Source organism: Methylobacterium sp. NPDC097929, from assembly GCF_049543375.1.
GTDB lineage: Bacteria > Pseudomonadota > Alphaproteobacteria > Rhizobiales > Beijerinckiaceae > Methylobacterium.
In genome coordinates, this window is sequence record NZ_JBMVEP010000013.1 from 1 (window position 1) to 23672 (window position 23672).

At 70.6% G+C, this 23672-nt stretch carries 21 protein-coding genes, 1 tRNA gene and 1 rRNA gene; 14 read left to right on the forward strand and 9 right to left on the reverse strand.

Annotation, left to right across the window (positions count from 1 at the left end):
* Positions 1-156 precede the first annotated feature (156 nt).
* Positions 157-272 (forward strand): 5S ribosomal RNA (gene rrf / locus ACPCJR_RS22020).
* An 80-nt stretch (positions 273-352) separates the two neighbouring features.
* Positions 353-429: transfer RNA gene (locus ACPCJR_RS22025), tRNA-Met, on the forward strand.
* Between the two features lie 348 nt (positions 430-777).
* Here the strand turns inward: ACPCJR_RS22025 and ACPCJR_RS22030 are convergent.
* The 3 genes from ACPCJR_RS22030 to ACPCJR_RS22040 form a co-directional block, all read right to left on the reverse strand.
* Complete coding sequence (locus ACPCJR_RS22030; RefSeq protein ID WP_391515220.1) at positions 778-2079, reverse strand: VpsF family polysaccharide biosynthesis protein; 1302 nt, start codon at positions 2077-2079, stop codon at positions 778-780.
* Between the two features lie 10 nt (positions 2080-2089).
* Positions 2090-4219, reverse strand: coding sequence for a GumC family protein (locus tag ACPCJR_RS22035; RefSeq protein ID WP_391515218.1), 2130 nt, complete (start codon positions 4217-4219; stop codon positions 2090-2092).
* A 157-nt stretch (positions 4220-4376) separates the two neighbouring features.
* On the reverse strand, positions 4377-5105 hold the full coding sequence (locus ACPCJR_RS22040; RefSeq protein WP_391515216.1) for a sulfate transporter family protein: 729 nt from the start codon (positions 5103-5105) through the stop codon (positions 4377-4379).
* Positions 5106-5322: 217 nt separating this feature from the next.
* On the opposite strand from ACPCJR_RS22040, the gene ACPCJR_RS22045 reads away from it, so the two are divergent.
* Both ACPCJR_RS22045 and ACPCJR_RS22050 read left to right on the forward strand, forming a co-directional pair.
* Positions 5323-6276, forward strand: coding sequence for a Kelch repeat-containing protein (locus ACPCJR_RS22045; RefSeq protein ID WP_391515214.1), 954 nt, complete (start codon positions 5323-5325; stop codon positions 6274-6276).
* An 80-nt stretch (positions 6277-6356) separates the two neighbouring features.
* Positions 6357-7697 carry a flavin monoamine oxidase family protein gene (locus ACPCJR_RS22050; RefSeq protein ID WP_391515212.1) on the forward strand — a complete coding sequence of 447 codons (1341 nt, stop codon included), beginning with the start codon at positions 6357-6359 and terminating at the stop codon, positions 7695-7697.
* On the opposite strand, the gene ACPCJR_RS22055 is transcribed toward ACPCJR_RS22050, so the two are convergent.
* Complete coding sequence (locus tag ACPCJR_RS22055) at positions 7678-8097, reverse strand: cupin domain-containing protein (protein ID WP_391515210.1); 420 nt, start codon at positions 8095-8097, stop codon at positions 7678-7680. The genes ACPCJR_RS22050 and ACPCJR_RS22055 overlap by 20 nt on opposite strands.
* A gap of 157 nt (positions 8098-8254) precedes the next feature.
* On the opposite strand from ACPCJR_RS22055, the gene ACPCJR_RS22060 reads away from it, so the two are divergent.
* Positions 8255-8458 carry a hypothetical protein gene (locus tag ACPCJR_RS22060; RefSeq protein ID WP_110352181.1) on the forward strand — a complete coding sequence of 68 codons (204 nt, stop codon included), beginning with the start codon at positions 8255-8257 and terminating at the stop codon, positions 8456-8458.
* Positions 8459-8697: 239 nt separating this feature from the next.
* Here the strand turns inward: ACPCJR_RS22060 and ACPCJR_RS22065 are convergent, their stop codons facing one another.
* Positions 8698-8991 carry a hypothetical protein gene (locus ACPCJR_RS22065; RefSeq protein WP_391515208.1) on the reverse strand — a complete coding sequence of 98 codons (294 nt, stop codon included), beginning with the start codon at positions 8989-8991 and terminating at the stop codon, positions 8698-8700.
* A 266-nt stretch (positions 8992-9257) separates the two neighbouring features.
* On the opposite strand from ACPCJR_RS22065, the gene ACPCJR_RS22070 reads away from it, so the two are divergent.
* From ACPCJR_RS22070 to ACPCJR_RS22090, 5 genes are all read left to right on the forward strand, one after another.
* Positions 9258-9404 carry a hypothetical protein gene (locus ACPCJR_RS22070; protein WP_391515207.1) on the forward strand — a complete coding sequence of 49 codons (147 nt, stop codon included), beginning with the start codon at positions 9258-9260 and terminating at the stop codon, positions 9402-9404.
* Positions 9405-9658: 254 nt separating this feature from the next.
* The gene (locus tag ACPCJR_RS22075; RefSeq protein WP_391515205.1) at positions 9659-10708 is read left to right on the forward strand and encodes a sulfate ABC transporter substrate-binding protein; all 1050 of its coding nucleotides are present in this window, start codon (positions 9659-9661) and stop codon (positions 10706-10708) included.
* A 4-nt stretch (positions 10709-10712) separates the two neighbouring features.
* Positions 10713-11567 (forward strand): sulfate ABC transporter permease subunit CysT, encoded by an 855-nt coding sequence (gene cysT, locus ACPCJR_RS22080; protein WP_391515203.1) that lies wholly within the window; start codon positions 10713-10715, stop codon positions 11565-11567.
* Entirely contained in the window at positions 11560-12462 is a 903-nt protein-coding gene (gene cysW, locus ACPCJR_RS22085; RefSeq protein ID WP_391515202.1) for a sulfate ABC transporter permease subunit CysW, read from the forward strand. The genes cysT and cysW overlap by 8 nt, the downstream gene beginning before the upstream one ends.
* 22 nt (positions 12463-12484) lie before the next feature.
* The gene (locus tag ACPCJR_RS22090; protein WP_391515224.1) at positions 12485-13510 is read left to right on the forward strand and encodes a sulfate/molybdate ABC transporter ATP-binding protein; all 1026 of its coding nucleotides are present in this window, start codon (positions 12485-12487) and stop codon (positions 13508-13510) included.
* Between the two features lie 85 nt (positions 13511-13595).
* Here ACPCJR_RS22090 and ACPCJR_RS22095 read toward each other — a convergent pair whose 3' ends face one another.
* Together ACPCJR_RS22095 and ACPCJR_RS22100 are read right to left on the reverse strand one after the other, a co-directional pair.
* Positions 13596-14864, reverse strand: a complete 1269-nt coding sequence (locus ACPCJR_RS22095; protein ID WP_391515200.1) for a glycoside hydrolase family 5 protein — start codon at positions 14862-14864, stop codon at positions 13596-13598.
* The gene (locus ACPCJR_RS22100) at positions 14861-16063 is read right to left on the reverse strand and encodes a DUF1972 domain-containing protein (protein WP_391515198.1); all 1203 of its coding nucleotides are present in this window, start codon (positions 16061-16063) and stop codon (positions 14861-14863) included. The genes ACPCJR_RS22095 and ACPCJR_RS22100 overlap by 4 nt, the downstream gene beginning before the upstream one ends.
* 104 nt (positions 16064-16167) lie before the next feature.
* Between ACPCJR_RS22100 and ACPCJR_RS22105 the strand changes: the two genes are divergently transcribed.
* The 4 genes from ACPCJR_RS22105 to ACPCJR_RS22120 all read left to right on the forward strand — a co-directional run bounded on the left by ACPCJR_RS22105 (position 16168) and on the right by ACPCJR_RS22120 (position 20225).
* Positions 16168-17304, forward strand: coding sequence for a glycosyltransferase family 4 protein (locus tag ACPCJR_RS22105; protein WP_391515197.1), 1137 nt, complete (start codon positions 16168-16170; stop codon positions 17302-17304).
* On the forward strand, positions 17301-18629 hold the full coding sequence (locus tag ACPCJR_RS22110; RefSeq protein ID WP_391515195.1) for a hypothetical protein: 1329 nt from the start codon (positions 17301-17303) through the stop codon (positions 18627-18629). Before ACPCJR_RS22105 ends, ACPCJR_RS22110 begins: the two co-directional genes overlap by 4 nt.
* Positions 18626-19849 carry a GNAT family N-acetyltransferase gene (locus ACPCJR_RS22115; protein ID WP_391515193.1) on the forward strand — a complete coding sequence of 408 codons (1224 nt, stop codon included), beginning with the start codon at positions 18626-18628 and terminating at the stop codon, positions 19847-19849. The genes ACPCJR_RS22110 and ACPCJR_RS22115 overlap by 4 nt, the downstream gene beginning before the upstream one ends.
* Before the next feature lie 121 nt (positions 19850-19970).
* Positions 19971-20225 (forward strand): hypothetical protein, encoded by a 255-nt coding sequence (locus ACPCJR_RS22120; protein WP_391515192.1) that lies wholly within the window; start codon positions 19971-19973, stop codon positions 20223-20225.
* Positions 20226-20697: 472 nt separating this feature from the next.
* Here ACPCJR_RS22120 and ACPCJR_RS22125 read toward each other — a convergent pair whose 3' ends face one another.
* Both ACPCJR_RS22125 and ACPCJR_RS22130 read right to left on the reverse strand, forming a co-directional pair.
* Positions 20698-22338 carry an ABC transporter permease gene (locus tag ACPCJR_RS22125; protein ID WP_391515190.1) on the reverse strand — a complete coding sequence of 547 codons (1641 nt, stop codon included), beginning with the start codon at positions 22336-22338 and terminating at the stop codon, positions 20698-20700.
* A gap of 203 nt (positions 22339-22541) precedes the next feature.
* Complete coding sequence (locus ACPCJR_RS22130) at positions 22542-23567, reverse strand: extracellular solute-binding protein (RefSeq protein ID WP_391515188.1); 1026 nt, start codon at positions 23565-23567, stop codon at positions 22542-22544.
* Positions 23568-23672: the final 105 nt, after the last annotated feature.

Below are 23672 nucleotides of genomic sequence, written 5' to 3' on the forward strand. Positions count from 1 at the left end.
GGCTTGATCGCTCTCATGATCCGTGTCCGGATCAACCAACCACACGCACGATGAAGACCAACCGACAGCCACACGCTGCCGATCAGCGAACATGCTTTCGCTCAGCGAACATGCGTTCGCTCAGCTTGCCGAACATCCCCCCTTGTGCTGCGCCGGCCTGGTGGCCTGAGCGGTGTGCCCAGAACCCGATCCCATCTCGAACTCGGCCGTTAAACGCACCAGCGCCCATGGTACTGTGTCTCAAGACACGGGAGAGTCGGTCGCCGCCAGGCCTGCCCAGCACAAGACATCACATTCCCTCCTCACACGCCGCCGACGGACCGACACAGGTCCCGGCCGGCAGCGAGATTGGCGCGGGGTGGAGCAGCCCGGTAGCTCGTCAGGCTCATAACCTGAAGGTCGCTGGTTCAAATCCAGCCCCCGCAACCAAACTCACACCCACACGCACACAACCCGACGCGGACCAGACCGCACACACCCGCCCGCACGGCCCACGCCGCGCGGGCTTTCCTGCGTCCAGGCCACACCGCCGAATCGCAAGGCTACGCCGCGCCACCCCATGCCGTCAGGGGCGCGTGCGGAGCCAACCCCCCGCACGCACAGGCCGCCGAGCCGGCCCGGCCGACACGCCCCGCGAGAGGGGAGGGGGCTTACGCCTGCTCAAGCTTGCGCGCGTGCGCCTACGCCCATGCCGGAAGCGCCGCGCCCTGGATCGCTTCGGCTTTGCCTCGCGAGGACGAAATGGCAAAAATCCCAAGACCAGTTGCGCTGGTGGCTTCACCTTTGCCGTTCTGCTGAGGGCAGCGGGCGGTAGAGCGCGAGGAGGATGATGGCGATCTTCGCCAGCATGGTCGTCTTGCCCGCCAAACTTTCCGAAGCGTTGACGAGGATCGCGAAGCCGAGGATCGGCAGCAATGTTCCCGGACGGCAGCGGCGCGCGATTTCGGTGACGAACAGCACGACCGCGCCGGTCATGAGCAGCGTCATCGCGATGCCCTGATAGAGCATCATCCGCACGATCGGGTTCTCGATACCCCATTCGAGACCGTTGATGCGCCGCGCCGTCTCGAGCGCGCCGACATCGGGACCGAAAAGAAGCTCGTGCCAGGGCATGCGCTCGAACAGCGAGAACATTTCGATGCGAGCATGGGCGCTGCCGCCATCGGAAACGAAACGCTCCAGGAGCCGGTCGAAGAAGCCGGCCGACCAGAGTGAGCCGAGGGCGAGCGGGGCCATCATCAGTGCGGACAGAGCGAGGGCGGCGGTCAACAGCGACACCCGCCCTCTGCGCAGCACGCGTACGACCGCGAAGATCATGTGCAGGCCTCCGAGCAAGGCAACGACGGCGATCGCCGTGCGGCCGCCGAAGGTGACGAGGGCCGCCCCTTGCAGGACGATCATCGCGAGGCGAGCGGTGTCCGGGAGCTGCCCACCGCCCGCGATCAGCGCGAGGATGTAGGTCGCGGTGACGAGGGCATTGGCCAGGGGATGCCCCTGAAAGGCGGCTGAGCGGGTGTCGCTCTCGAAGGCGATGCCGTCGAGCCGGTAGGGAAAGATCAGTTGCCCACTGGCGAATTCCGCCAGTCCGAGCAGAGCGTTGGCCAGCATCACGAGGTGCAGCACGAACTCGACGGTGCCGAGCCGCCTCGCATCGAGCCTCACCAACAGCATCATGACGAGGGCGGGCCCGATGAAGCTGTCGATCGTCCCGGCCAAGCCGACGCTGGATCTCAGCGCGATATGGAGGAGCAAAGCCGTGCCGGAGACGAGGAGGAGCAGGCTCGCCGGCGCTTCCTGCGCAAGGCGTAGGCAGAATCCGACCGGTTCGCCGGAACTGATCAGGGCCCAGAACAGAAACAGGGCCGCCAGCGTGCTCGCCGGATGGATCTTGGTCGCAGGACTGCCGGCGAACCCCTCGTAGTTGACGCCGAGATGCCAGAGGACGCCGCCCGAGAGTAGGAAGAGCACGAGCGTGAGCACGACGAGGGGCAGTGCCGACGCGCGACGCGGTATCGCTGCCGCGAGCGGCCGGGCGGCGCCGGTCCAGCCGGCCGGCGGGCTCTGCGGTGCGGCGCTCACACGAGCCCTCTCAAGCCTCGCTCACGAGCAGGCCCGCGCCGACCGGATGACCGGCGAGCGCGGCGGCCTCGACCGCCTCCACCACCGCGCGTTGCGGCGTCGCGCCCGTGCGAGCAACGAGGAGCACGCCATCGGCCAGCGGCATCAGCGAGGCGGCCTGCGGATTCTCGGTCACGGCGCCGCCGTCCACGATCACGAGGTCGAAGCGGCGGCCGATTTCGTCGATGAAGCGCTCGCGAGCATCGCGCCCGCGCTCGCCCGTGCCGACGTTCAGGCCGCGCTTGGGCCGGCCGACGCCGAGCAGGCGCACGCCGCTATTGGGCTCGCTGCGCAGGAGCGTGTTGAGGGGTTCGTCGCCCCTCAGCACGTCGAGCAGGCCCGGCGTCGCTTCCGGGCCGAGCATGTCCGCCTCGATCATCAGGACCTGCATGCCTCGGGCCTCGGCGAGCGAGGCGAGAAGCTGCGAGACCCGGCGGCGCGCCGTGCCGTCCGTGCTCGCGGAGGTGACGAAGACGCTGGTCGCCGTGCCGAGGCTGCCGCTGCGGATTCCAAGGAGCCGCGTCAGCGCAAGACCGCCGGCCGCCTCGCGGGCGCGGGCGGCCGAGAGCCGCGCGGCGCGTCCCCGCTGCCGCGTCCCGTCCGGCACGGTACCGATCACCGGCGCGCCTGTCAGGCGCTGGAACTGGCCGCGGGACAGGATCGTGGGGTTTGCATATTCCCGCACCAGCGCAAGGCCGGTGCCGAGGCCGAGACCCGCCGCCCCGGCGAACAGCGCGAACAGCGCCGGCATCGGCCAGCTCTTCTCGTTGGGGGCGATGGCGCGGGTGATGATGCGGGCGTTGGTGGCGTCGATCCCGGCCCGCTCGCTGATTTCGCGGGCGCGGGTGAGAAACGAGGTGTAGACGCCGCGGTTCGCCTCGACCTCCCGCTCCAGTTCGCGCAGCTTGACCGCCGCTTGGTTCGTCGTGTCGTTCTCGTTGCGCAGGCGGTTGAGGTTGGCCGTCAGCGTCCGCTCGTTGGCGAGCGCCCGCTCGTAATCGGCCCGTGCCGACTGGGCGAGCCGCGTCAGCTCGGCACTGATGAGCCCGCGCACGCCTTCGAGCTGGCTCGACACGGCAAGAATCGTCGGGTGCCGGGCGCCGAGCTGGGTGCGCAGGTCGGCCTGCCGCTCGATCAGCTCGGCGTATTGCGCGCGCAGCTTGCCGACCACTTGGGACTGCGTTGCCTCGGCGATGGCATCGGCCGACGCGCCGTTGCGGCGGGCCCGCTCGATCTGGTCGTAGCGCGCCTTCAACTCGGCGCTGCGGGCCTGGGCGGCGCTGAGCTGGACGTTGATCTCGCCGAGTTGCTGCTCGGTGACGAGGCGGCCGTTCGAGCGGACGAGATCGTTGGCCGCCCTGTAGGATTCGGCTTTGTTCTCGGCCTGGCGGACGCGCTCGCGCTGCGCCTCCAGCCGTTCGGTCAGGGAAGCGGAGGCGCGCCGCGAGGCTTCGGCGCGGGCCTCGCTCTGATCGGCGAGGTAGGCGCCCGCGATGGCGTTGGCGACGCGGGCGGATTTCTCGGCCGATTTGGCCGTGAAGACGATGTCGATCACGAAGACCTTGTCGGCCCGCTTGATCGCGAGGCGCTTGCGCATGTTGCGCAGGAGGCGCTCCTCCCGCTCGGTAGGCGCGGCTTTGGGGGCCGGCCAGCCCACGGCACTGCGCACGTCGTCGAGGAATTGTGCGGCCGGTCCCTTCTCGACGAATTCGGGATCGTGGGCCAGCCCGGCCTCGTCCGCCGCACGCAGGAGCACGCTGGTGGATTCGAGCACGCGGGCCTGGCTCTCGACCTGGGTGATGCCGCCATCAGGGGCGACCATGGCCGGGTTGATGTCGTTGGTGAGAACCTGCCGGTCGCGCGGATCGATCAGGATCTGCGCCGTCGCGGTGTAGAGCGCGGGAGTCAGCAGGCCGTAGGCGAGGGCGGCCGCGACGAGGATCAGCACGGTCCAGAGGACGCTGGCCCGCCGCCGCCAGAGGATGCGCCAGAGGTCGCCGATCTCCGCGGTGCGGTCGAGGCCGGGCGCCGCGTCGTGCACGGGCGCCGGCAAGGGCAGGCTCCGGTGGCCCGCGTCGATCCTGCTCTCCAACTGCATCATGGCCGGGTTGTCGCCTCGGGACCGTCGCCGCTCGGGCTCGCTTCCATCAGGAAGGGCCTCCGGCCGCGCGCTGCAATCCGCGTGCGTAGTCCGCCCGTCCGGTTTCGGAAAAAACCTGTGAATACGGCACATCTTCGTCCCGGTGCGGGACGCCGGCTCACGGCCGATTCGTGAGGCGGGCCGCCGGCTCGGCCGGGCCGGCGAGCGCAGCCCGGCGCGCGAGGCCCTTGTGAAGGTGAACCATCAGCGCCACGCCGAAGAGCGGCGTGATCAGGTTGACGATCGGCACGATCATCAGCCCGGCCAGGAGACAGCCCGCGGCGATCACCGTGAACCCGTAATGCTCGCGCATCGCCCGCGCTTCCGGCAGGGGGCGGAAGCGGCCGGCGGCCAGCTCGAAATACTCGCGCCCGAGCAGGTAGGCGTTGGCGCCGAAGAAGGCGAAGAGGTTCACCCCGGGCACGAAGACGAGGATCAGCGCCACGAGGTTCACGAGCAGCGCGAGCCCGGCGAAGCGGAGGGCCGACCCCATCGCCTGTCCCCAGGGCAGAGCGCGCCCCGGCGTGTCGGCGGGAAAGTCGCTGCGCTCGACGATCTCGGCTGCGTCGTCGAGGAAGAAGCCGGCCACGAGGATCGAGACCGCGGGCATGATGTAGGCGAGCGCGACGAACAGGCCAGCTCCGGCCAAAAAGAAGGCGAGGGTATCGAGGAAGGGATAGTCGGCGGAGATGTGGTGGCTCGCCTGGAACGCCTGGATCAGGCGCGTGAGCGCGAACCAAAGGACGACCAGCAGCCCGATCGTGAGCGCCAGCGACTTGAACAGGATACCGCGCAGGGCGGGCGAAAAAACCTGCCGCAGGGCTGCGGCAGCGGCCTTGATGAGCATCGGCCCCCGATCCTCCGATGATCCGCGCCCGCCCGGGGACGGGTTCTCGCCGCTCCGGGCAGACCGCGCAAGCCCCCGGTCACGGGATCGTCTGACGAAACGCGGCTCTTGCGAGCGTTTGACGCGTTGCCTCGCCAGCATCGGCCCCGTCACGGGGATGCCCGGACCTCGGTGCGGCCCGGTGCGCGACGACCCTCGCTTTGTCGGAGCCCCAGGCATGACCCGCCCGTTGACCGCCCGCCTCGCTCTCCTCGGCCTGCTTGCCGCCGCGCAGCCGGCTGCCGCCCACGAGGTGGGCGCCTGGGCGGGCGCCAACTCCGCCCCGGCCGAGCGATCCGAGGTCGCGGTCGCGGCCCTCGACGGCAAGGCCTACGTCATCGGCGACTACAACGGCGCCACCGAACTGCTGATCTACGACCTCGCCGCGGATCGCTGGAGCAAGGGCGCACCCTTCCCCTATCCCGTCCACCATACCATGGCGGCCGAAGCGGGCGGCCGGATCTACGTGTTCGGCGGGTACGTGAACGGCTGGGAGGCGACGGATCGGGTCTGGGCCTACGATCCCGGCCGGAATGCCTGGGAGCCGCGCGCGAAGATGCCGACGCCGCGGGCGGCGGGCGGCGCCACGCCGCTCGGTGACCGCATCCACGTGGTCGGCGGCAGCGGCTCGGGCCGGGGCAACGTGGCCTCGCACGAGGTCTACGATCCGGCGCGCGATGCCTGGGCGCGGGCGGCCGACCTTCCCACCCCGCGCGACCACCTCGCGGTGCAGACAGTGGCCGGCCGCATCATCGCCAGCGGCGGGCGCATCGACGGTGATTCGGGCAAGAACCTCTCGGCCAATCAGGTCTACGATCCGGCGCGCGATGCCTGGAGCGAGGCCGCTCCGCTTCCCACCGCGCGCAGCGGCGTCGCCTCCGCCGTGTTCGACCGCGAGGTCTTCGTGATCGGCGGCGAGTCGAACCGACGGACCTACGATGAGGTCGAGGCCTTCGATCTGCCGGCCAATGTCTGGCGCGGTCTGGCCCGGCTCCCGACCGCCCGCCACGGCTTCGGCGCCGTCACCTACAGGGGCCGCATCTACACGCTGACGGGCAGCCCGCGCCCCGGAGGCGACAAGTCGGGGACGGTCGAGGTGCTCGATCCGAAGGGCGCCGCACCGGCCCGCTGATCGGAACCGGCATCGGGCGCTTGCCGCCGGGCCTGCCGCGGCCGACATGAGTCCCGCCGTCTCGCACATCCTCCGACGTCATGCTGGTCCCGCCCGAGCACGCCCGCTTCCACCCTACCGTCGCGCCGCGATTCAAGGCACCGCCAAGTTCGCCCGACGTGGTGGTGATCGGCGCGGGCGCCGCCGGGATCGCGGCGGCGCGGCGGCTGATTGCGCGGGGGCTCACGGTGACGGTGCTGGAGGCGCGCGGCCGGGTCGGCGGTCGGGCGGTGACGACAGCGTTGCGCGGCCACGCCGTCGATCTCGGCGCGCACTGGCTGCATGCCGGGCCGGTCAATCCCCTCGTCGCCCTCGGTCGCGAGCGGGGCGAACCGCTGCGGCGCGCGCCGCAGACGGAGCATCTCTGGGTGGGGCGCCGTCCGGGCCGGGCGGCCGAGGAGGCCGCCTTCTCCCGCGCCTTCGCCGTCGCCGACCGGGCGATCACCCGCGCCGCGGCCCGCGAGGCGGATGGTCCGGCCGCCCTCGCGCTTCCCCGCCATCTCGGGCCCTGGGGCGAGCGCATCGCCCTCGTTCACGCCCTCGTCTCGGGTCGGCCCCTCGACGAGGTTTCGCTGCACGACTGGCCGAGCCTGGAATACGGCGACAACTTCTTCGTTGCCGGCGGCTACGGCGCCTATCTCGCGCGTCTGGCGCAAGGGTTGCCGATCCGGCTGGATTGCCCTGTCGCGACCCTCGACTGGTCGGGGCCGGGCGTGCGGGCGCGGCTCGCCGACGGTGGGCGGATCGTGGCCCGGGCCGCAATCGTGACCGTGCCGGTGCCCGTGCTGCAGGCCGCCTTCCGCTTCGATCCGCCGCTTCCCGAGCGCACCCGCGCGGCGATCGACGGTTTTCTCGCCGGCATCTACGAGCACGTCGTACTGCACTGGCCCTCGGCGCCGTTCCGGGGGCGCGACCGGCTCGCCAGCATCGTCGGCGGTCGCCGTAGGCCGCCCGGTATGCTGACACGGATCGACGGCGCGCCGTTCCACTACTTCGAACTCGATAGCGCGCTCGCGCAGGCGCTCGATGCCGGCCGCGCCGGCCCGGACGGCGCCCGCCGTCTGGCCCGCTCGGTCCTGGCCGAGCATTTCGGCGCCAGCGCGCTTGCCGATCTCGCGATACCCGCCGTCACCGCGTGGCGCCACGACCCCTGGTCGCGCGGCTCCTGGGCCGTCGTACCGCCGGGCCATGCCCCGGCGCGGGACAGGCTCCGGGAGCCGGTGGGCGAGCGGATCTGGTTTGCGGGCGAAGCGAATTCCCAGGCCCAGTGGGGCACCGCCGGCGGCGCCTACGCAGAGGGCCTGCGCGCCGCCGATGCGGCGGCCGACCTCCTGTCAGCGCCTGCCTCAAACGCCTCCGCCGTCACTCCGTCTGCCGCATGAAGCCCTCGGGCGTGCCGGTGCCCGGTTCGACGAAGCGGATGTCGCGCCGACCCCGCCGGGGCGTGTCCACCGAGAGGAAAATCACCGGCTCCTCCAGGAGCGCCGGCACGGAATGCACCACGCCGCGCTTGAAGAACACGAGCTGGCCCGGTCCCACCTCGACCGCCGGCGCGTCGCCGAACTTCATCAGGCAGCGGCCCGAGAGGGCGTAGAGGTATTCGTCGCAGGTGGTGTGATAGTGCGGCGGCGTCGGCTGGTAGACGCGGAAAACGCGGGCGCTCGCCGCCGCGTCGTCAGTGAAACGGTGATCGGCGACCAGGGTGTCGGAGGTCTCGGGCAGGCCCCGCACGCTCTCGGCGACATCGAAGATCGCGTGATCCCTGGATGGTGGCTGGCCCATGGCTGGCACGCTCCCGCTCGGTCCGGCGGTCACTATGATCGTCGTCGGCAGTCCTGCACAGGGCCGAACCGTTCCTTACGTTTCACCTGCGCCCCGGTGATGGTAGAGAATCCGATGCCGCGCGGCGCGCGGCCCGGACAGCAGCGGCCCGGACGTGATGAGAGGCTACGAGGGAAACGCCCAGGTCATGGCGGATGTCGCCGCCGTGATCGAGGAGGCCCGGCGCGAGGGGCGTGACCTCGCCACGGCCCTGCGCATCGCGCGGGTGACGCTCGCCTATGTCAGCGGCCCCGAGCCCGAACCCGAACAGGCCCGCGCCCTGGAGGCGATCGACCGGCAGTTGCGGGCACTCTCGGACTGAGCGATCGCCGGCACCGGCTCAGCCGGTCTGCACGATCAGCGTCACGGCGCCGAAGGCCAGGACGGCGAACACGGCCACGGCCATCAGGATGAGGGCCGCGCGCGACTCGCGTAGCTCGTTGTTTTCCATCGGCCGAGTTTAGGGGAGGAGGCGCGGGGAGGGGAAGCACCTTCGCCGTCCCTCCGGCCGGCGTCCGCATCGACCGCCGGGCTTTGTCAGGCGGGATGCGTCGATGCCGCTCAGGACCGCCGCGGCCGAGCGGAAGCCAGAACGACGATGTCGTCCGGGCAGACGGTGCCGGCGGGCGCCGCAGGGGTCGCCAGGACGCCGTGCAAGGGCCTCACGGTCCAGCGGCCGTACCAGTCGCCCGACGGGGAGAAGCCGGGGCCGCCCGCCAGTCCCGACGAGGCGGTGAGCCGCGCGGCGTTGGGGAGCCGGAAGCGGGACTCGCCGGAGCCGTCTGCGAACAGCCCGAACAGGATCGGCTGGGCCTCGCGGTTCGGGGCGGTCGTCGCGCAGTCGGAAAGAGGCATTACCAAATGCTTTCGTGAGGCCAGGTCGATCCGTCCGAAATCGGGACGGGTGATCGCGGCCCTGCAAGTTCGGCGCCCGGCCCACCCGTCCTGCCTCGGGGCGAGAGGGCGCGTTGGCGGAAGCCGACCCTGGTTCGGCGCTTGCCATGTCGGCTCCGTCACCGTCCTGCGCGGGGCCGAACGCTCCGCCGCGGGACGCTCCCGAACCGAAGCGGCACGGAGGCCCGCCGTTTCGAGACCAGAACTCGCGAGAAGGCCGATCCCCGATGAAGAACGCGCTCACCGTCCCGCTGAACGCCCTGCGCTCCCGCTTTGCCGTCCTCGGCTTGGCCGGCGCGCTGGTGATCACGTTGACGTGGTGGGCCGTCGTCGCCCGCGGGCTCTGGCTGGCGCTCGAGTGGGCAGCGGTCTGATCCTCCCCAGCGGATCGCAGAAAACGTTCTTTCTATAGAACGCTCCCAGCTTGGATCGTCCTCCCAAAACCGCACGCTTCCGGAGAACGTTCTTTCCCGCCCCTCCGACTGCACGCCGGAGCGGGGAATCCATTCCGTGAAACAGCGGCTGAATCGGATCGGGGTCGGTCGCCGCCTGCTTGACATCGTTCTTTAAAACGAACACTTCCTCCATACGAGAGGGCGAAGGCCCGGATCGCGGAGGCGAGAACGACGTGTTGGACGGAAACCCGATCAAGCTCGGTGCGGCATCCACGCGGCGCGCGGCCCTCTTCGGCCTCGCCCTGGCCGCGTGCCTCGCGAGTCCCGGCGGCGCCCTGGCGCAGACGGAGATCCTCAACGTCTCCTACGACCCGACCCGCGAACTCTATCGCGAGATCAACGCGGTCTTCGCCGAGGAATGGAAGGCCAAGACCGGCGAGACCATCACCGTCCGCGCGGCCCATGGCGGCTCCGGCGCGCAGGCCCGCACCGTCATCGACGGCATTCCGGCCGACGTGGTGACGCTGGGCATTCCGTCCGACATCGACGCCATCGCCAAACTGTCGAAGAAGATCGATCCCGAGTGGCGCAAGCGGCTGCCGAACGAGGGCCTGCCCTACACCTCGACCGTCGTGTTCCTCGTGCGCAAGGGCAACCCAAAGGGCGTCAAGGACTGGTCCGATCTCGCCAAGCCCGACGTGAAGGTCATCACCCCCAATCCGAAGACCTCCGCCGGCGGGCGCTGGAACTTCCTGGCCGCCTGGGGCTACGCCTACGAGCGAGAGGGCAAGGACAAGGAGAAGGCCAACGCCTTCGTCGGTTCGCTCTACAAGAACGTGCCCGTGCTCGACACCGGCGCCCGCGGCTCGACGGTGACCTTCGCCCAGCGCGGCCTGGGCGACGTGCTGCCGACTTGGGAGAACGAGGCCTTCCTCGTGTTGGAGGAGTTCGGCAAGGACAAGTTCGACATCGTGGTGCCGCCGACCTCGATCTACGCCGAGCCGCCGGTCGCGATCGTCGACGCCAACGTCGATAAGAAGGGTACGCGCAAGCAGGCCGAGGCCTATCTCCAGTTCCTCTACGGCGACAAGGCGCAGGCGATCTTCGCCAAGCACCACTACCGCCCGATCAAGCGCGAGGCCGCCAAGCCCGAGGATCTGGCGCAGCTGCCCGAGATCAAACTGTTCAAGATCGAGGATCTGCAGGGCTCCTGGGACGAGATCCAGCGGGCGAACTTCGACAATGGCGGCCTGTTCGACCAACTGAGCAAAGCCGGTCGCTGAACCCATGGGCGAGCCCCTGAAACCCCGGCGGCGCTTCCGCCAGAAGAGCGTGATTCCCGGTTTCGGGCTCACGCTCGGCTACACGCTGACCTGTCTCGGGCTGGTCGTGCTGCTGCCGCTCGCCACCCTCGTGCTCAAGGCGTCCGGCCTCGGCCTGTCGGGGATCTGGGAGGTCGCCACCGACCCGCGCGTGTTCAGCGCCCTGCGCGTGAGTTTCGGCGTCTCGCTGCTCGCCGCGCTCACGGCCTCCATCTTCGGCGGCATCGTCGCCTGGGTGCTGACCCGCTACGACTTCCCCGGCCGCAAGCTCGCGGACGCGGTGGTCGACCTGCCCTTCGCCCTGCCGACCGCGGTGGCCGGCATCGCGCTGGCCTCGCTCTATGCGCCGAACGGTTTGGTCGGGGAGCAGCTCGCCAAGGTCGGCATCGAGGCGGCCTATACGCCGGTCGGCATCTTCATCGCCATGGTGTTCATCGGCCTGCCCTTCGCCGTGCGCACGGTGCAGCCGCTGATCGCCGAGATCGACAAGGAGGTGGAGGAGGCCTCCGCCATCCTCGGTGCCTCCCGCGTCGCCACGCTCACGAAGGTGGTGCTGCCGCCGCTGATCCCGGCGGTGCTCACCGGCTTCGCCCTGGCCTTCGCCCGGGGCGTCGGCGAGTACGGCTCGATCATTTTCATCGCGGGCAACCTGCCCTACGTGTCGGAGATCGCGCCGCTCCTCATCGTCATCAAGCTCTCGGAATTCGACTACGCGGGCGCGAGCGCCATCGCCGTGATCATGCTGGCGATCTCCTTCGTGACGCTGCTGGCGATCAACCTGATCCAGGCCTGGAGCCGGCGGAGGTTCGGCTATGTCTGAGGCGCTGGCTCAACCGGCGAAGGTCCCGGTGCGGGACGACGCGCTGCGCCCGCTCGGCAGCGTCGTCACCGAGCGGCCCCTGGTGCGCTGGCTCCTGATCGCGGTGGCGCTGACCTTCCTCGGCCTGTTCCTCGTGCTGCCGCTCGTCACGGTGTTCGCGCAGGCCCTGGCCAAGGGCTGGCAGGCCTATCTCGCCGCCTTCTCCGAGCCCGACGCGCAATCCGCGATCCGGCTGACGCTGCTGGTGGCGGCGATCGCAGTGCCGTTCAACCTCGTGTTCGGCGTCGCCGCGTCCTGGGCCATCGCCAAGTTCGAGTTTCGCGGCAAGAACCTGCTCGTCACCCTGATCGACCTGCCGTTCTCGGTCTCCCCGGTGGTGTCGGGGCTGATCTACGTGCTCGTCTTCGGCTCGCGCGGCCTGTTCGGGCCCTTCCTGATCGAACACGACATCCAGATCATCTTCGCGCTGCCGGGCATCGTGCTCGCGACGATCTTCGTCACCTTCCCCTTCGTCGCCCGCCAGCTGATCCCGCTCATGCAGGAGCAGGGCACGGCGGAGGAGGAGGCGGCCCTCACGCTCGGCGCCTCCGGCTGGCACGCCTTCCGGACGGTGACGTTACCCAACATCCGCTGGGGCCTGCTCTACAGCGTCCTGCTCTGCAACGCCCGGGCGATGGGCGAGTTCGGCGCGGTCTCCGTGGTCTCGGGCCACATCCGCGGCCTCACCAACACGCTGCCGCTGCACGTGGAGATTCTCTACAATGAGTACAACTTCGTTGCCGCGTTCGCCGTCGCTTCCCTCCTTGCCGGTCTCGCTCTTGTCACCCTCGCCATCAAATCCGTCCTCGAATGGCGCTACGCCGACGACATCGCGGCGGGCGCACGGCGCCACTGACCGGACCGGTTCAGCGACTGCGATCCGCATCGAGGAGCTGTCGAAGACCTTCGATACGGCCGCCGTGCTGCACGACTTCACCCTCGACGTGCGGGCGGGCGAGTTGCTGGCCCTGCTCGGGCCGTCGGGCTCGGGCAAGACGACGCTGCTGCGGATCATCGCCGGGCTCGACTTCCCCGATCGCGGCCGGATCATCTTCGGCAGCGACGACGCCACGCGCGTGCCGGTGCAGAAGCGCTCGGTCGGGTTCGTGTTCCAGCACTACGCCCTGTTCAAGCACATGACCGTGGCGCAGAACATCGCCTACGGGCTGAACGCCCGGAAGCGGTCGGAGCGTCCCGACAAGGCCGAGATCAAGCGCCGGGTCGGCAACCTGCTCGACCTCATCAAGCTCTCGGGCTTCGCCGACCGCTACCCGAGTCAGCTCTCCGGCGGCCAGCGTCAGCGCATCGCGCTCGCCCGCGCGCTGGCGGTGGAGCCGCGCGTTCTCCTCCTCGACGAGCCGTTCGGCGCGCTCGACGCGCAAGTGCGAAAAGATCTTCGCCGCTGGCTGCGGGAGATTCACGATCGCACGGGGCAGACCACGATCTTCGTCACCCACGACCAGGACGAGGCGCTCGAACTCTCCGACCGCGTGGCGGTGCTCGACCGCGGCCGCCTCGAACAGGTGGGCACGCCCGACGAGGTCCAAGAGCACCCGGTCTCGCCGACGGTGCTGAAGTTCCTCGGCGACACGATCGAGGTCGAGGCGATCGCTCAGGACGGGAAGGTGCTCGTGAACGGGCGCCCGACGCCGTTGACGGCGCCGGAGGGCCTGGTGGGGCCGGTCAAGCTCTACGCGCGGCCCTGGCAGCTTCAGTTCGCGGAGGCCGATGCCGCCCACCTCACGGGCACGGTGCGCTCGTCGTACCGGACCCAGGGCCGCCAGCGCATCGAGGTCGACCGGCCCGGCGCGAAGACGGTGGTGGTCGAGGCCTCCGACACCGCCCGCCTTGCCGGCGGCCGGGAGGTGGGCCTGCGGATCGTGGACGGATACGTGTTTCCGTGACCCCGCGGGGCGTGCCGCGCGGCCGGTGATAATCGTGCGTCACGCCCCGCGAAGAAGAGACGAGCTCCCGTCCTGCGGCCCGGCCTCACCCGGGCATCCGCAGCCCGAGGGCCGCGACGATCTCGGGATCGAAGGCGCGACTGACGTCGTCGGTGACGAGGCCGAGGCCGTCGAACAGGTTCCAGAAGGCCCAGCCGAAGCCGAACGATTCGATGGTCTCGCGCAGATCCCGGATGTAGCGGGCGCGGTCGGCCGCGCCGGCGGCGACGTAGCGCGCGTCGCTGCGCAGGACGCCGAACTCGCCGATCAGGATCCGGGACGGCGGCACGGCGTGGCGCTCGGCCCAGGCGCGCACCGCCGAGAGGCCGTGCACGAGGAATCCGCGGTCGGGCCGCGCGTCGAAATATTCGCTCATCTTCGCCGTCGTCTCGGCATAGGCGGCGGCCTTCTCGGCCTCCGAGCGCTCGCGGTCCGCCTCCATCCGGCGCCGGACGGCAGCGAGCGTGCGCTCCAGGCTGCCCGCGCTCGCCGGCCAGGGCACCGCATTGAGCGCGCGATAGACCGGCTCGCCCCGCATCCAGGGCGCCCCCTGATGGGTGAAGAGGTAGGGCTCGTAGTAGTGGACGACGTAGACGAGCGGATCGAATGGCTTGAGGCTGGCCGGATCGAGCGCGTCGAGCCCGGGCACCATGCTGCCGCAGCCGCCCGTCGCCGTGAGGGTCAGGCCCGGCGCGGCATGGCGCGCCGCGGTGAGGAGATCGCGCTGCACCCCGTGCCACACGGCCGAGCCGCAGGCCTGCGGCGGCTCGTTGACGGGTTCCAGCGCCGTGCGCCGCGGGTCGAGCGCCGAGAGCCGCCGGGCGATCTCGGCGGCGAGCGCCGTGTAGGCCCGGAAGCCCGGCGCCTGCGCGTTGGCGATCAGCCGCGCGGAGTTCCAATGATGCGTCGCCTCGTTGATCTGGAGGTTGACGAGGACGTCGAGCCCGTTTGAGAGCCCTTGGGCCACCGCCGCGTCGAGCTGCTCCAGCAACTGCCGCCGCCGCGCCGCGTCGAAGGACAGGAACGGCCCGGGATCGACGGGGATGCGGATGAAGTCGAAACCGGCCTCGGCGAGGCGGTGCAGGTCGCCCCGCGTCGGCACCGGCCGCTGATCCTGGAACGGCGGCCACGCGTAGTCGGTGCGGGGCGCGGGGAATTCCTTGGTGAGGGAGAACCAGGGCCACACGCTAATCCCGCGCCGCAGGGCGGGCCGCGTCGCCGCCTCGGCCGGCGCCGTCCGGGCCGATTCGGGGGCGAGGCAGGCGCCCAGCGCACCGACGGAGGCGGCGAGGGCTGAGCGGCGGGTCAGGCTCACGGCACCGGCTCGGACGAGGCTGCGCGACCCTGCTTCGTCGTCGGCGCATGCGCCGCGGCGAGGCCGGCCAGGGCGAGCAGTTCCGCCTCGTAGCGGGCCAGCACGTCCTGCCACTCGAAGCGCCGCGCCGCATGAAGCCGCGCGGCCCTGCGCGCGGGCGCGAGCTGGTCGGGCTTGCCCAGGGTGAGGGCGATGGCGGCCTCCAGCCCATCCTCATCGTGGAAGGCGAACTGTGCCGGTCCGGCGGTCCAGGCGTTGTAGACGTTGGCGTGGGCGATCACCGCGTTGCCGGCCCAGAGCGATTCGACCAGGGAGGGATTCGTGCCGCCGACCGTATGCCCGTGCAGATAGGCGCGGGCGTGGAAGCGCAGGGCCTGCACCGTGGCCCTGTCGTAGATCGCACCGGGAAACAGCACTTCGTCGCTGGCCGCGCTCCGCACGGCCCGATGATAGGGATTGTCCGCGTCGAGCCGTCCGACCACGACGAGGCGCAGGCCACGGCGGCGGCGCGAGAAGACGCGCACGATCGACAGGATGTTGTTGTCCGGTTCGATCCGGGCGATCGAGACGAGATAGCCGTCCGGCCTGAGCCCGAGATCGTCGAGCGGCCCGGTCGAGGCCGCCTCGACGGGATCGCCGCCATAGGGAATCATCGCGATGGCGCCCCGCGGGCGGCGCGTCGCGAGATGGTCGGCGATGGCGGGATGGTCGGCGATCAGGCGGTTCGAGGTCCAGGCCGCGATCCACTCGCTGAGCCAGAAGAAGCCGCGAACCGCGCGATTCCATTTCGGGCGCCGCCACTCGATCCCGTCCATGTTGGTCAGAACCTTCCGGCCGCGCAGGCGCAGGAAGGGGAGGAACACGGCGCCATTGTAGCCCAGCACGAGGCAGACGGCCCCGTGCCGCGCGGCGTGGCGCGTGCAATGCGCGTCGAAGGCGAGCGTCGCGGCCGCACCCCTCTGCGCGACGGCGACGTGGACGCACTCGATTCCGCGCCACATCCTGGTCTCGAAGCGCGGGGCGACGCGATCCACCTCGCGCTGGCAGTAGACCGTGACCCGCCAGCCGCGGCCGGCCAGATGGAGCGCCAGCCGCTCGGCCAGCGTCTCGAAACCGCCATGGGCCGCAGGGATGCCGCGGGTTCCGAGGATGGCGACGGCGGGACGGTGCGCCGGGGCGAGGGCAGTGGGTGCGTTCAACGGGGGACCGACGGGCCTGGGGCTTGCTCGGCCGTCGGCCGCGCGACGAGCCCTGTGCCGCAACGAGACGCGCCGAGTTTCACGGAGCCGAGCCAAGTGACCCCATGCGCATAGCCTGTCTTCATCAAGGCTACGAACTCTACGGGTCCGACCGCAGTTTCGTCGAGACTGTCAGATTCATTCGCGAGATCTTCCCCTCGGCGGATTTGACGGTCGTTCTACCGCGCTCCGGCCCGATTGTCCCGCTGCTGGAGGGGATCGCGACGCGGATCGATTACGAACCGCTGTGGATACTCCGCCGGAAGGGGCTCGCCCGCCTCGCGACCCTCGGCCTGCTGCGCCTGCCCCTCGCGCTCCTGCGGGCCGGCCGGCGCTTTGCCGGGCACGATCTCGTCTACGTCAACACGACCGTGGTGGCCGACCATCTCATCGCCGCCCGCGCCTTTCCCGGCCGCGCGCTGCTGCACGTCCACGAGATCCCGCAGGGGTCGGTATTGACCTTGCTGCGGGGTCTCGTGCGCTGGAGCGGGGCGCAGATCGTGTTCAATTCGCAGGCCACCCGCGCGGCCTTCGCGCTGCCCGAGGGAAGGCCGGTACGGGTGATCTACAACGGCCTCGCCGCTCCGCAGGCGCCGATGCCGCAAAGTTACGACGGGACGCGGCCCCTGCGGGTGCTGATGCTCGGGCGGATCAGTCGGATCAAGGGGCAGGATGTGCTGCTCGACGCCCTCGATCTCCTGCCCGAAGAAACCCGCGGACGGCTCGACCTGCGGATCGTCGGCAGCGCCTTCGAGGCCCCCGAGCGCGAAGCGGCCCTGGCCCGGCGCGTCGCCGACGCGCCGGCCGCGGGGCGGGTGCAGTTGCTGCCCTTCGATCCCGAACCGGACCACCATTACCGCTGGGCCGACATCGTCGCGGTGCCGTCACGCCTGCCGGAATCGCTCGGCCGCGTCGCCATCGAGGCGATGGCCTACGGACGCCCGCCGCTCGTCTCCGAGATCGGCGGCCTGCGCGAGGTGGTCGAGCACGGGCGCACCGGCTGGTGCGTGCCGCCGGACCGGCCGGACCGCCTTGCCGGGACGCTGGCGAGAATCGTCGCGCATCCCTCGGCCTGGGCCGGCTTCCCCGAGGCCGGACGGCAGCGCTACGAGGCCCTGTTCAGCGAGGATGCGGTGCGGAGCGCGTGGCACGCTCTGCTCACCGAACGCTTCGCCGGGGCGCCGGAGCCGAAGCGACCATGATCCGCGCCGATCTCACCCGGCTCGGGGGCCGCTTCGCCGTGATGCTCGGCGGCGAGGTCCTTCAGAGCCTGTTCCATCTCGGGCTGAACCTCGCCCTGATCCGGGTACTGTCGGCGCACGATTACGGCCTGTTCGCCATGGTCTTCGTCCTCGGCGGCGTCGGTCTCACCCTCGTGCGGGCGCTCGCGGGCGTGCCGGCCGCCACGGGCATCCCGCAGGCACGCTCGGCCAGGGCCGCCCGGGCCCTGGCCGTCAGCTTCGGCACCGGCGCGGGCGTCCTGAGCCTCGCGCTCGCTGGTCTGACCGCGGCGGCACTCCTGCCCGTCATCGGCCGCGACGCGTTGGCTGCGGGCGCCTTCGTCGGCCTGTGGTCGCTTCGCAGCTACCTGCGCATCGTCCTCTTCGCCCGGCGGCGCGCGGCACTCGCGGGCGCGAGCGATCTCGCCTTCACGGTCAGCGGAACGCTGATGCTCGGGCTTCTGCTCGCCGCCGGCGGCAGCGATGTCCTGAGGATAAGCCTCGCCCTGCTCGCCGCGGCCCACGGCCTCGGCATTGCGGCGGCCCTCGCCCTCACGCGGGAGCCGGTCCGGATCGATCTGCGCCATACCCGCCGGCGCTACGCGCGGTTGCGCGGCTCGCTCTCGTGGTCGCTGGCCGGCGTGACCACCGCGAACGTTCAGGCGCAGGGGCAGATCCTGCTGATCGGTGCCCTGGCCGGTCCGGCGGCCTACGCGCCGATCGCCGCCTGCCTCGTGCTGTTCTCGCCCCTGCGCCTGCTGGGCGCGGTGGTCGTGAATCTGATCCAGCCGGAGATGGCGGTGCAGCTCGTGCGGGCAGGGGAGGGCCGAGCGCGCCTGCGACGCCTTCTCGGCGCAAGCACCGCAGCGCTCCTGGCCGCCTGCCTCGCCTACGGCATCGCGCTTGCCGCCCTCTTCACGCCGATCGAGGAGCGTCTTCTCGCCGGCCGCTTCGCGGGCGAGCCCCTGGGTCTCATCGCCGCCACCGTCTGGCTCACCGTGACGGTCACCATGCTCTACGCCGCGCCGAAGACGCTGCTGGAGACGCGCCGCGCGTTCCGCAACCTCGCCGGGACCGCGCTGGCGAGCGCCTGCATCGGCATGGCCCTGATCGCGCTCCTCATCGTCTTCGGTTCGCCCGCTTGGTCGATGGCCGGCGTCGCGCTCTCCGAGATGGTCGTGCTGATCCGGTGCTGGCGGGCGCTGGCGCCGTCGCGCGGCCGGGATAGCCCGCGCGGGCGGTTTTGGTCCGGGCTCACGCTCGAATCCCGGGGCGGCGCCGTGAAACCTTCGAGGGGGATCCGATGAGCGGACCGGCCACAGCGACGCCCCCCCTGCCGGGCGATCGACGCGGCGCCGCGACCGAGGGCATCTACAGCGCCCGCTTGCACGCCGATGCGGAGGCGGTGGCGCCGCTCTGGCGCCTGCTGCAGAGGGAGGGCGCCTGCACCGCCTATCAGCGCATCGCGTGGATGGGCGGCGTCCTGCGGCACCTCGCGGCGGCGCGCGGGGTCGAGCCGCTCTTCGTCGAGGTGAGGGCGGACGGGCGCCCGATCATGCTGCTGCCGCTCGCCCTGCACCGGAGCGGCGTCTTCCGGGTGATCGAGGCCCTCGATCTCGGCGTCTGCGACTACGCCGCTCCCCTTCTCGCCCGAGGGCTCGATCTTTCCCCCGCCGGGATCGACGCGATCCGGCGGGCGGTGCGGGACGTGCTGCCCGCTGCCGACCTCATCCGCATCACCCGCATGCCGGCGCGCGTCGCCACCGAGCCGAACCCGCTGACACGGTTTCCGGGCGTGCGGCGCATCGATCTCATCCGCTCCGGTTTCGCGCTGGAGGGCGACCCCGCGACGCTTCTGAAGCGGGTCTGCACCCCCTCCGCCTTCAAGGATCTCGCGCGGCGGGCGCGCCGCTTCGAGCGTTTTCCGGATGCCGGCTTCGTCGTGGGCCAGGGACGCGACGAGATCGCTGCCCTCGTCGAGGTGATGATCGCCCAGCGCCGCGCGCGCTTCCACGCACTCGGCCGCTACGAACCCCTCGACGCGCCCGGCGTCGCAGCCTTCTACCGCGAGGCCGCGCTCGCCGAACCCGAGGGCGGACTCGTGCGAGTGTTCGGTCTGCGGGCCGAAGGCCGGTGGATCGCGACCGCCTACGGTCTCGTCCACGGCGGCGCGTTTCACGGCACCATGCTCACCATGGCGGACGGTCCGTTCCGGCCCGTGGCGCCCGGTCTCCTCATCGCCTCCCGCATCATGGTCTGGGCCCGGGAGCAGGGTCTGGACTATTTCGACTTCACGATCGGCGCCCAGCCCTACAAGAGCGCTTTTCGCCCCGTGGAGGAGCCGCTGTTCGAATGGGCCGAGGCCCTCACCTTGCGGGGCCGCCTCGTCCTCGGGCTGAGCCGGGCCGCAGCCGGGGCGAAGGCGCGGCTTCAGCGCCATCCCGCGCTGTCCGGCCGACTGCGGTCGGGCGTGCGCCTCCTGCGCCGGCTGAAGGGCCGCCGGGCCGCCGACCCAAGCGAACTTTAATCCGCGATCGCGCGTGCGTCGCTGCACGTCACAATCGCGACCAAGGCACTATAACAATATTCGTCAGAGCATGAGCGCATAGCCATCCGGTTGTGCTGCACGAAAGGAGATTGAACATCCGATGAATTTGCGAGTTGCCGCCGTCGTTTCCGCCGTCATCCTTGGCGTGAGCGCTCCGGTCTCGTCCGTGATGGCTCGCGGCCTGGATGCACCTTCCGCCCTCTACCCCGATGTCACGGTCACAGGTTCCCTCGGCGTTCATGACGCTCCCGAACATACGTTCTGTCCCGGCAGCTCCGCGAGCGAGGGCAACGCCAACCAGCAGAACTTCCCGGTGAAGCAGTACGGCCAAACCTCCGGCGGCCCGCGCTGCTGAGATTTCGCACCCCGCAGGCTATGAGTCTGCATGAAGGTGCAAAAAGAGAAACAGATCGACGGTTCGGCGCTGTAATATCCTGCATTTCCGATTTTAATCCGGAGATTTATCGGTAAAAATCGGCGCCTAACTTTTGACATTCGATCACATCGACGCGATGTTCATCGCTTCGACACAGTTCTCATCTTAATAAGACGGATCGACTGGGCCACTGGCCCGGTTTCTGCCTGTCTCCGACGCGCCGTCCAGCCTCGCCCGAGGGCCGTGGACCGTGTCGGCGAACAGGACAACCCATTGAAGGAATCGACCGACGATGCAGCTGAAGCCTGTTTCCTACGCCATGATCGCCGCCTTCGCCGGCGGCCTCGTCGTCACCGTGATCGGATCCATGAACGTCCTGCTCGGCGGGATGTAAGCCTCCGGCGCGAACACCCTTCCGCCGTCCTCGCCGCCTCGAGCGGGGACGGCGCGCTCAGCCCCGCCGCACGACTGCGTCGCGGTCGAGCCGCAGCAGCAAGGCGATCGGGATCAGGCCGATCGTCACGATCAGCAGCGCGGCCGCGGCACCGTCCTCGTAGGTGCCGCGGGCGGCCTCGCCGTAGAGGTGGGTGCTCAGCGTCTCCACGTTGAGCGGACGCAGCAGCAGCGTTACCGGCAATTCCTTGGCGATGTCCACGAAGGCCAGCAGCGCCCCGCTCAACACCGCAGGCCATGCCAGCGGCACCTGCACGGTCGCCAGCGTCGTGAGCCGTCCGCGGCCCAGCACCCGGGCGGCATCCGGGATGGTGCGGGGAATTCGGGCGAGACCCGCCTCCGTCGCGCCGACCGAGACGGTGAGGAAGCGCAGCGTATAGGCCAGCACGAGGGCCGCCCCGGTCCCGAGTCCGATGGCGGGAGCCCAGCCGAGCCAAGCGCCGCCGGTGCGGGCGAGGCTCGTATCGAGCAGGGTGAGGGGGGCGAGCAGCCCCACGGCGAGCACGGTTCCCGGCATGGCGTAGCCGAGGCCCGCGGCCCGGATCAGGAGCCATCCCGCCCGCCGCCCGATCAGCGAGGGAGCGGCGGCGACCACCAGCCCCAGGATCACCGTCACGCCCGTGGCGAGGCCGGCATAGAGCACGGTGTTGCCGGCCTGCGCCGCCATCGTCTCCGGAAGTCCGGATTCCTGCAGCCGATGCCAGGCCGAGACGGCAAGATAGCCCGCGGGCAGGCCGAAGCCGAACAGGACCGGGATCGCGCCCAGGCTGAGAGCGGCACAGGCGCGCCATCCGGCGAGCGGGCGCCGCGCGCTCGGCCGGTCGCGGTGCGAGCTGCCGGCATAGCCGCGCCCGCCCCGCGCCACGCGCTCCAGCGCCACGAGCCCCACAACGCAGGTCAGCATCACAAGGGCGATCTGCGCGGCCCCGGCGAGGTCCGATCGGTTCACCCAGGTGGCATAGACCTGCACCGTCAGGGTGCGCACGCCCAGGAATTCGGCGGCGCCGACATCGTTGAGCGTCTCCATCAGGGCGAGCCCGGTCCCGAGCGCGATCGCGGGCCGGGCCAGCGGCAGCGCCACGTGGAAGAAGGCCCGCCCGGGCCCGGCGCCGAGCATCCGCGCCGCCTCCAGGAGGGTGCCCGCCCGCATCAGGAACAGCGCCCGCGTCGGCAGGTAGACGTAGGGGTAGAGCACGAAGCCGAGGAGCGCGATGCAGCCCGGCAGGGAGCGCAGTTCGGGAAAGGGAAGGTCGCGCGGGTTCGACAGCCCGAACAGGGCGCGCAGCCCGGTCTGCACGGGTCCGAGGGGGTGCAGGAGGTCGAGATAGGCGTAGGCCACCACGTAGGTCGGCACGGCGAGCGGCAGCAGAAGCGCGGCCTCGAGCCAGCGCCGGCCCGGAAAGGCGAAGGCCGAGACGAGCCACGCGGTCGCCGTGCCGAGGCCGATCACGAGCAGGCCGACGCCGAAGAGCAGCAGCGCGGTGTCACGGATCGCCTGCGGCAGGACGTAGGCCGCCAGATGCGGCCACAACTCGCCCGTCCCCTCGGTCGCGGCGATGGCGAGCGAGACGACGGGGGCCAGGAGCAAGGCCGCCAGCATCGCCGCCGCCGCCCCACTCAAGGCTCGCGCCGCCGTCATCCCCGCTCCCGTCCTCCCGTTCCGGTCGCCCGGCTAGACCATCGTGCCGGATACCGTATCCGGCACGATGGTCTAGCCTCTTGTTTCGCATCGTCTTTTTCCGAAAGCCGGCGGCCACCTTTCGGGACGATGCTCGAGGTTTCTCTTCCCGGCATGGCGAGTGGTCCGGCCGGAAACCGGCGTCCGCTTCGTCGGACGGCGCTCTAGTTGTCGAAGCCGACCTTGTCCGCCAGCAGGCTCGCCGCCTTGCGGTTGCGTGCGATCTCGACCAGCGGCGTCGAGTCGAAGGTCAGCGGGCCGAGCGCCTGCAGCAGCGGATCGACCGCGGCGCCGGGCTTCACCGGATACTCGAAGTCGGTCTTGGCGTAGAGCGCCTGCGCCTCGTCGGAGACGAGGTATTCGAGCAGCTTGACTGCCTCGTCGCGGTTCGGCGCATTCTTGGCGACGATTGCGCCCGAGACGTTCACGTGGGTGCCGCCGCCCTCGAAGGTCGGCAGCACGACCTTGATCGCCTCGCCCCATTTCTGCTGGTCCGGGCCGCCGCGGCCGGAGCGCATCAGGCCGACATAATAGGAGTTGGCGAGGCCGATCTCGCAGAGATCGGCGGCGATGTCGCGCGCCACGTCCCGGTCGCCGCCCGCGGCCTTGCGGGCGAGGTTGGCCTTGACGCCCTTGAGCCACGCTTCCGTCTTCTCGGCGCCGTGTCGCACGAGATAGGCCGCGATGAGGGCGGTGTTGTAGGGATGCTGGCCCGAGCGGAGGCAGATCTTGCCCTTCCACTTCGGATCGGCGAGCGATTCGTAGGTCGCGGCGTCGAGGCTGCTCAGCGCCTTGTCGGCGTAGAGCACGCGGGCGCGCATCGAGAGGGCGAACCAGCGCCCGTCCGCGTCGCGCAGGGCGGCCGGCACGGCGGATTCGAGCGCCGCCGAGCGCACGGGTTGGGCGAGTTCCCGGTCGACCAGTTCGATCAGGTTGCCGATATCGACCGTCATCACGACATCGGCGTTGCTGCGGGCGCCCTCCGCCGCGACGCGCTCGGCCAAGCCCTTCTCGACGAAGACGGTGTTGACCTTGACGCCGCTCTTGGCGGTGTAGGCGTCGAGGAGCGGCCGGATCAGTCCGGGCTCGCGGGTGGTGTAGAGGTTGACTTCGGCACTCTCGGCCCGGCCCGACAGGGCGAGCGAGAGACCCAGAGCCGCAAGACAACCGAACCGCCCCAAGCGCGACATGACACCTCCCCCGGAACACTCTCCCCGGCGCGGAGGCCGATTCGGCGCGAGAGAGTGCGATCGATCAAGAGTTCAGCGCCGCACGATCTCGGGACAAGCGGGTGG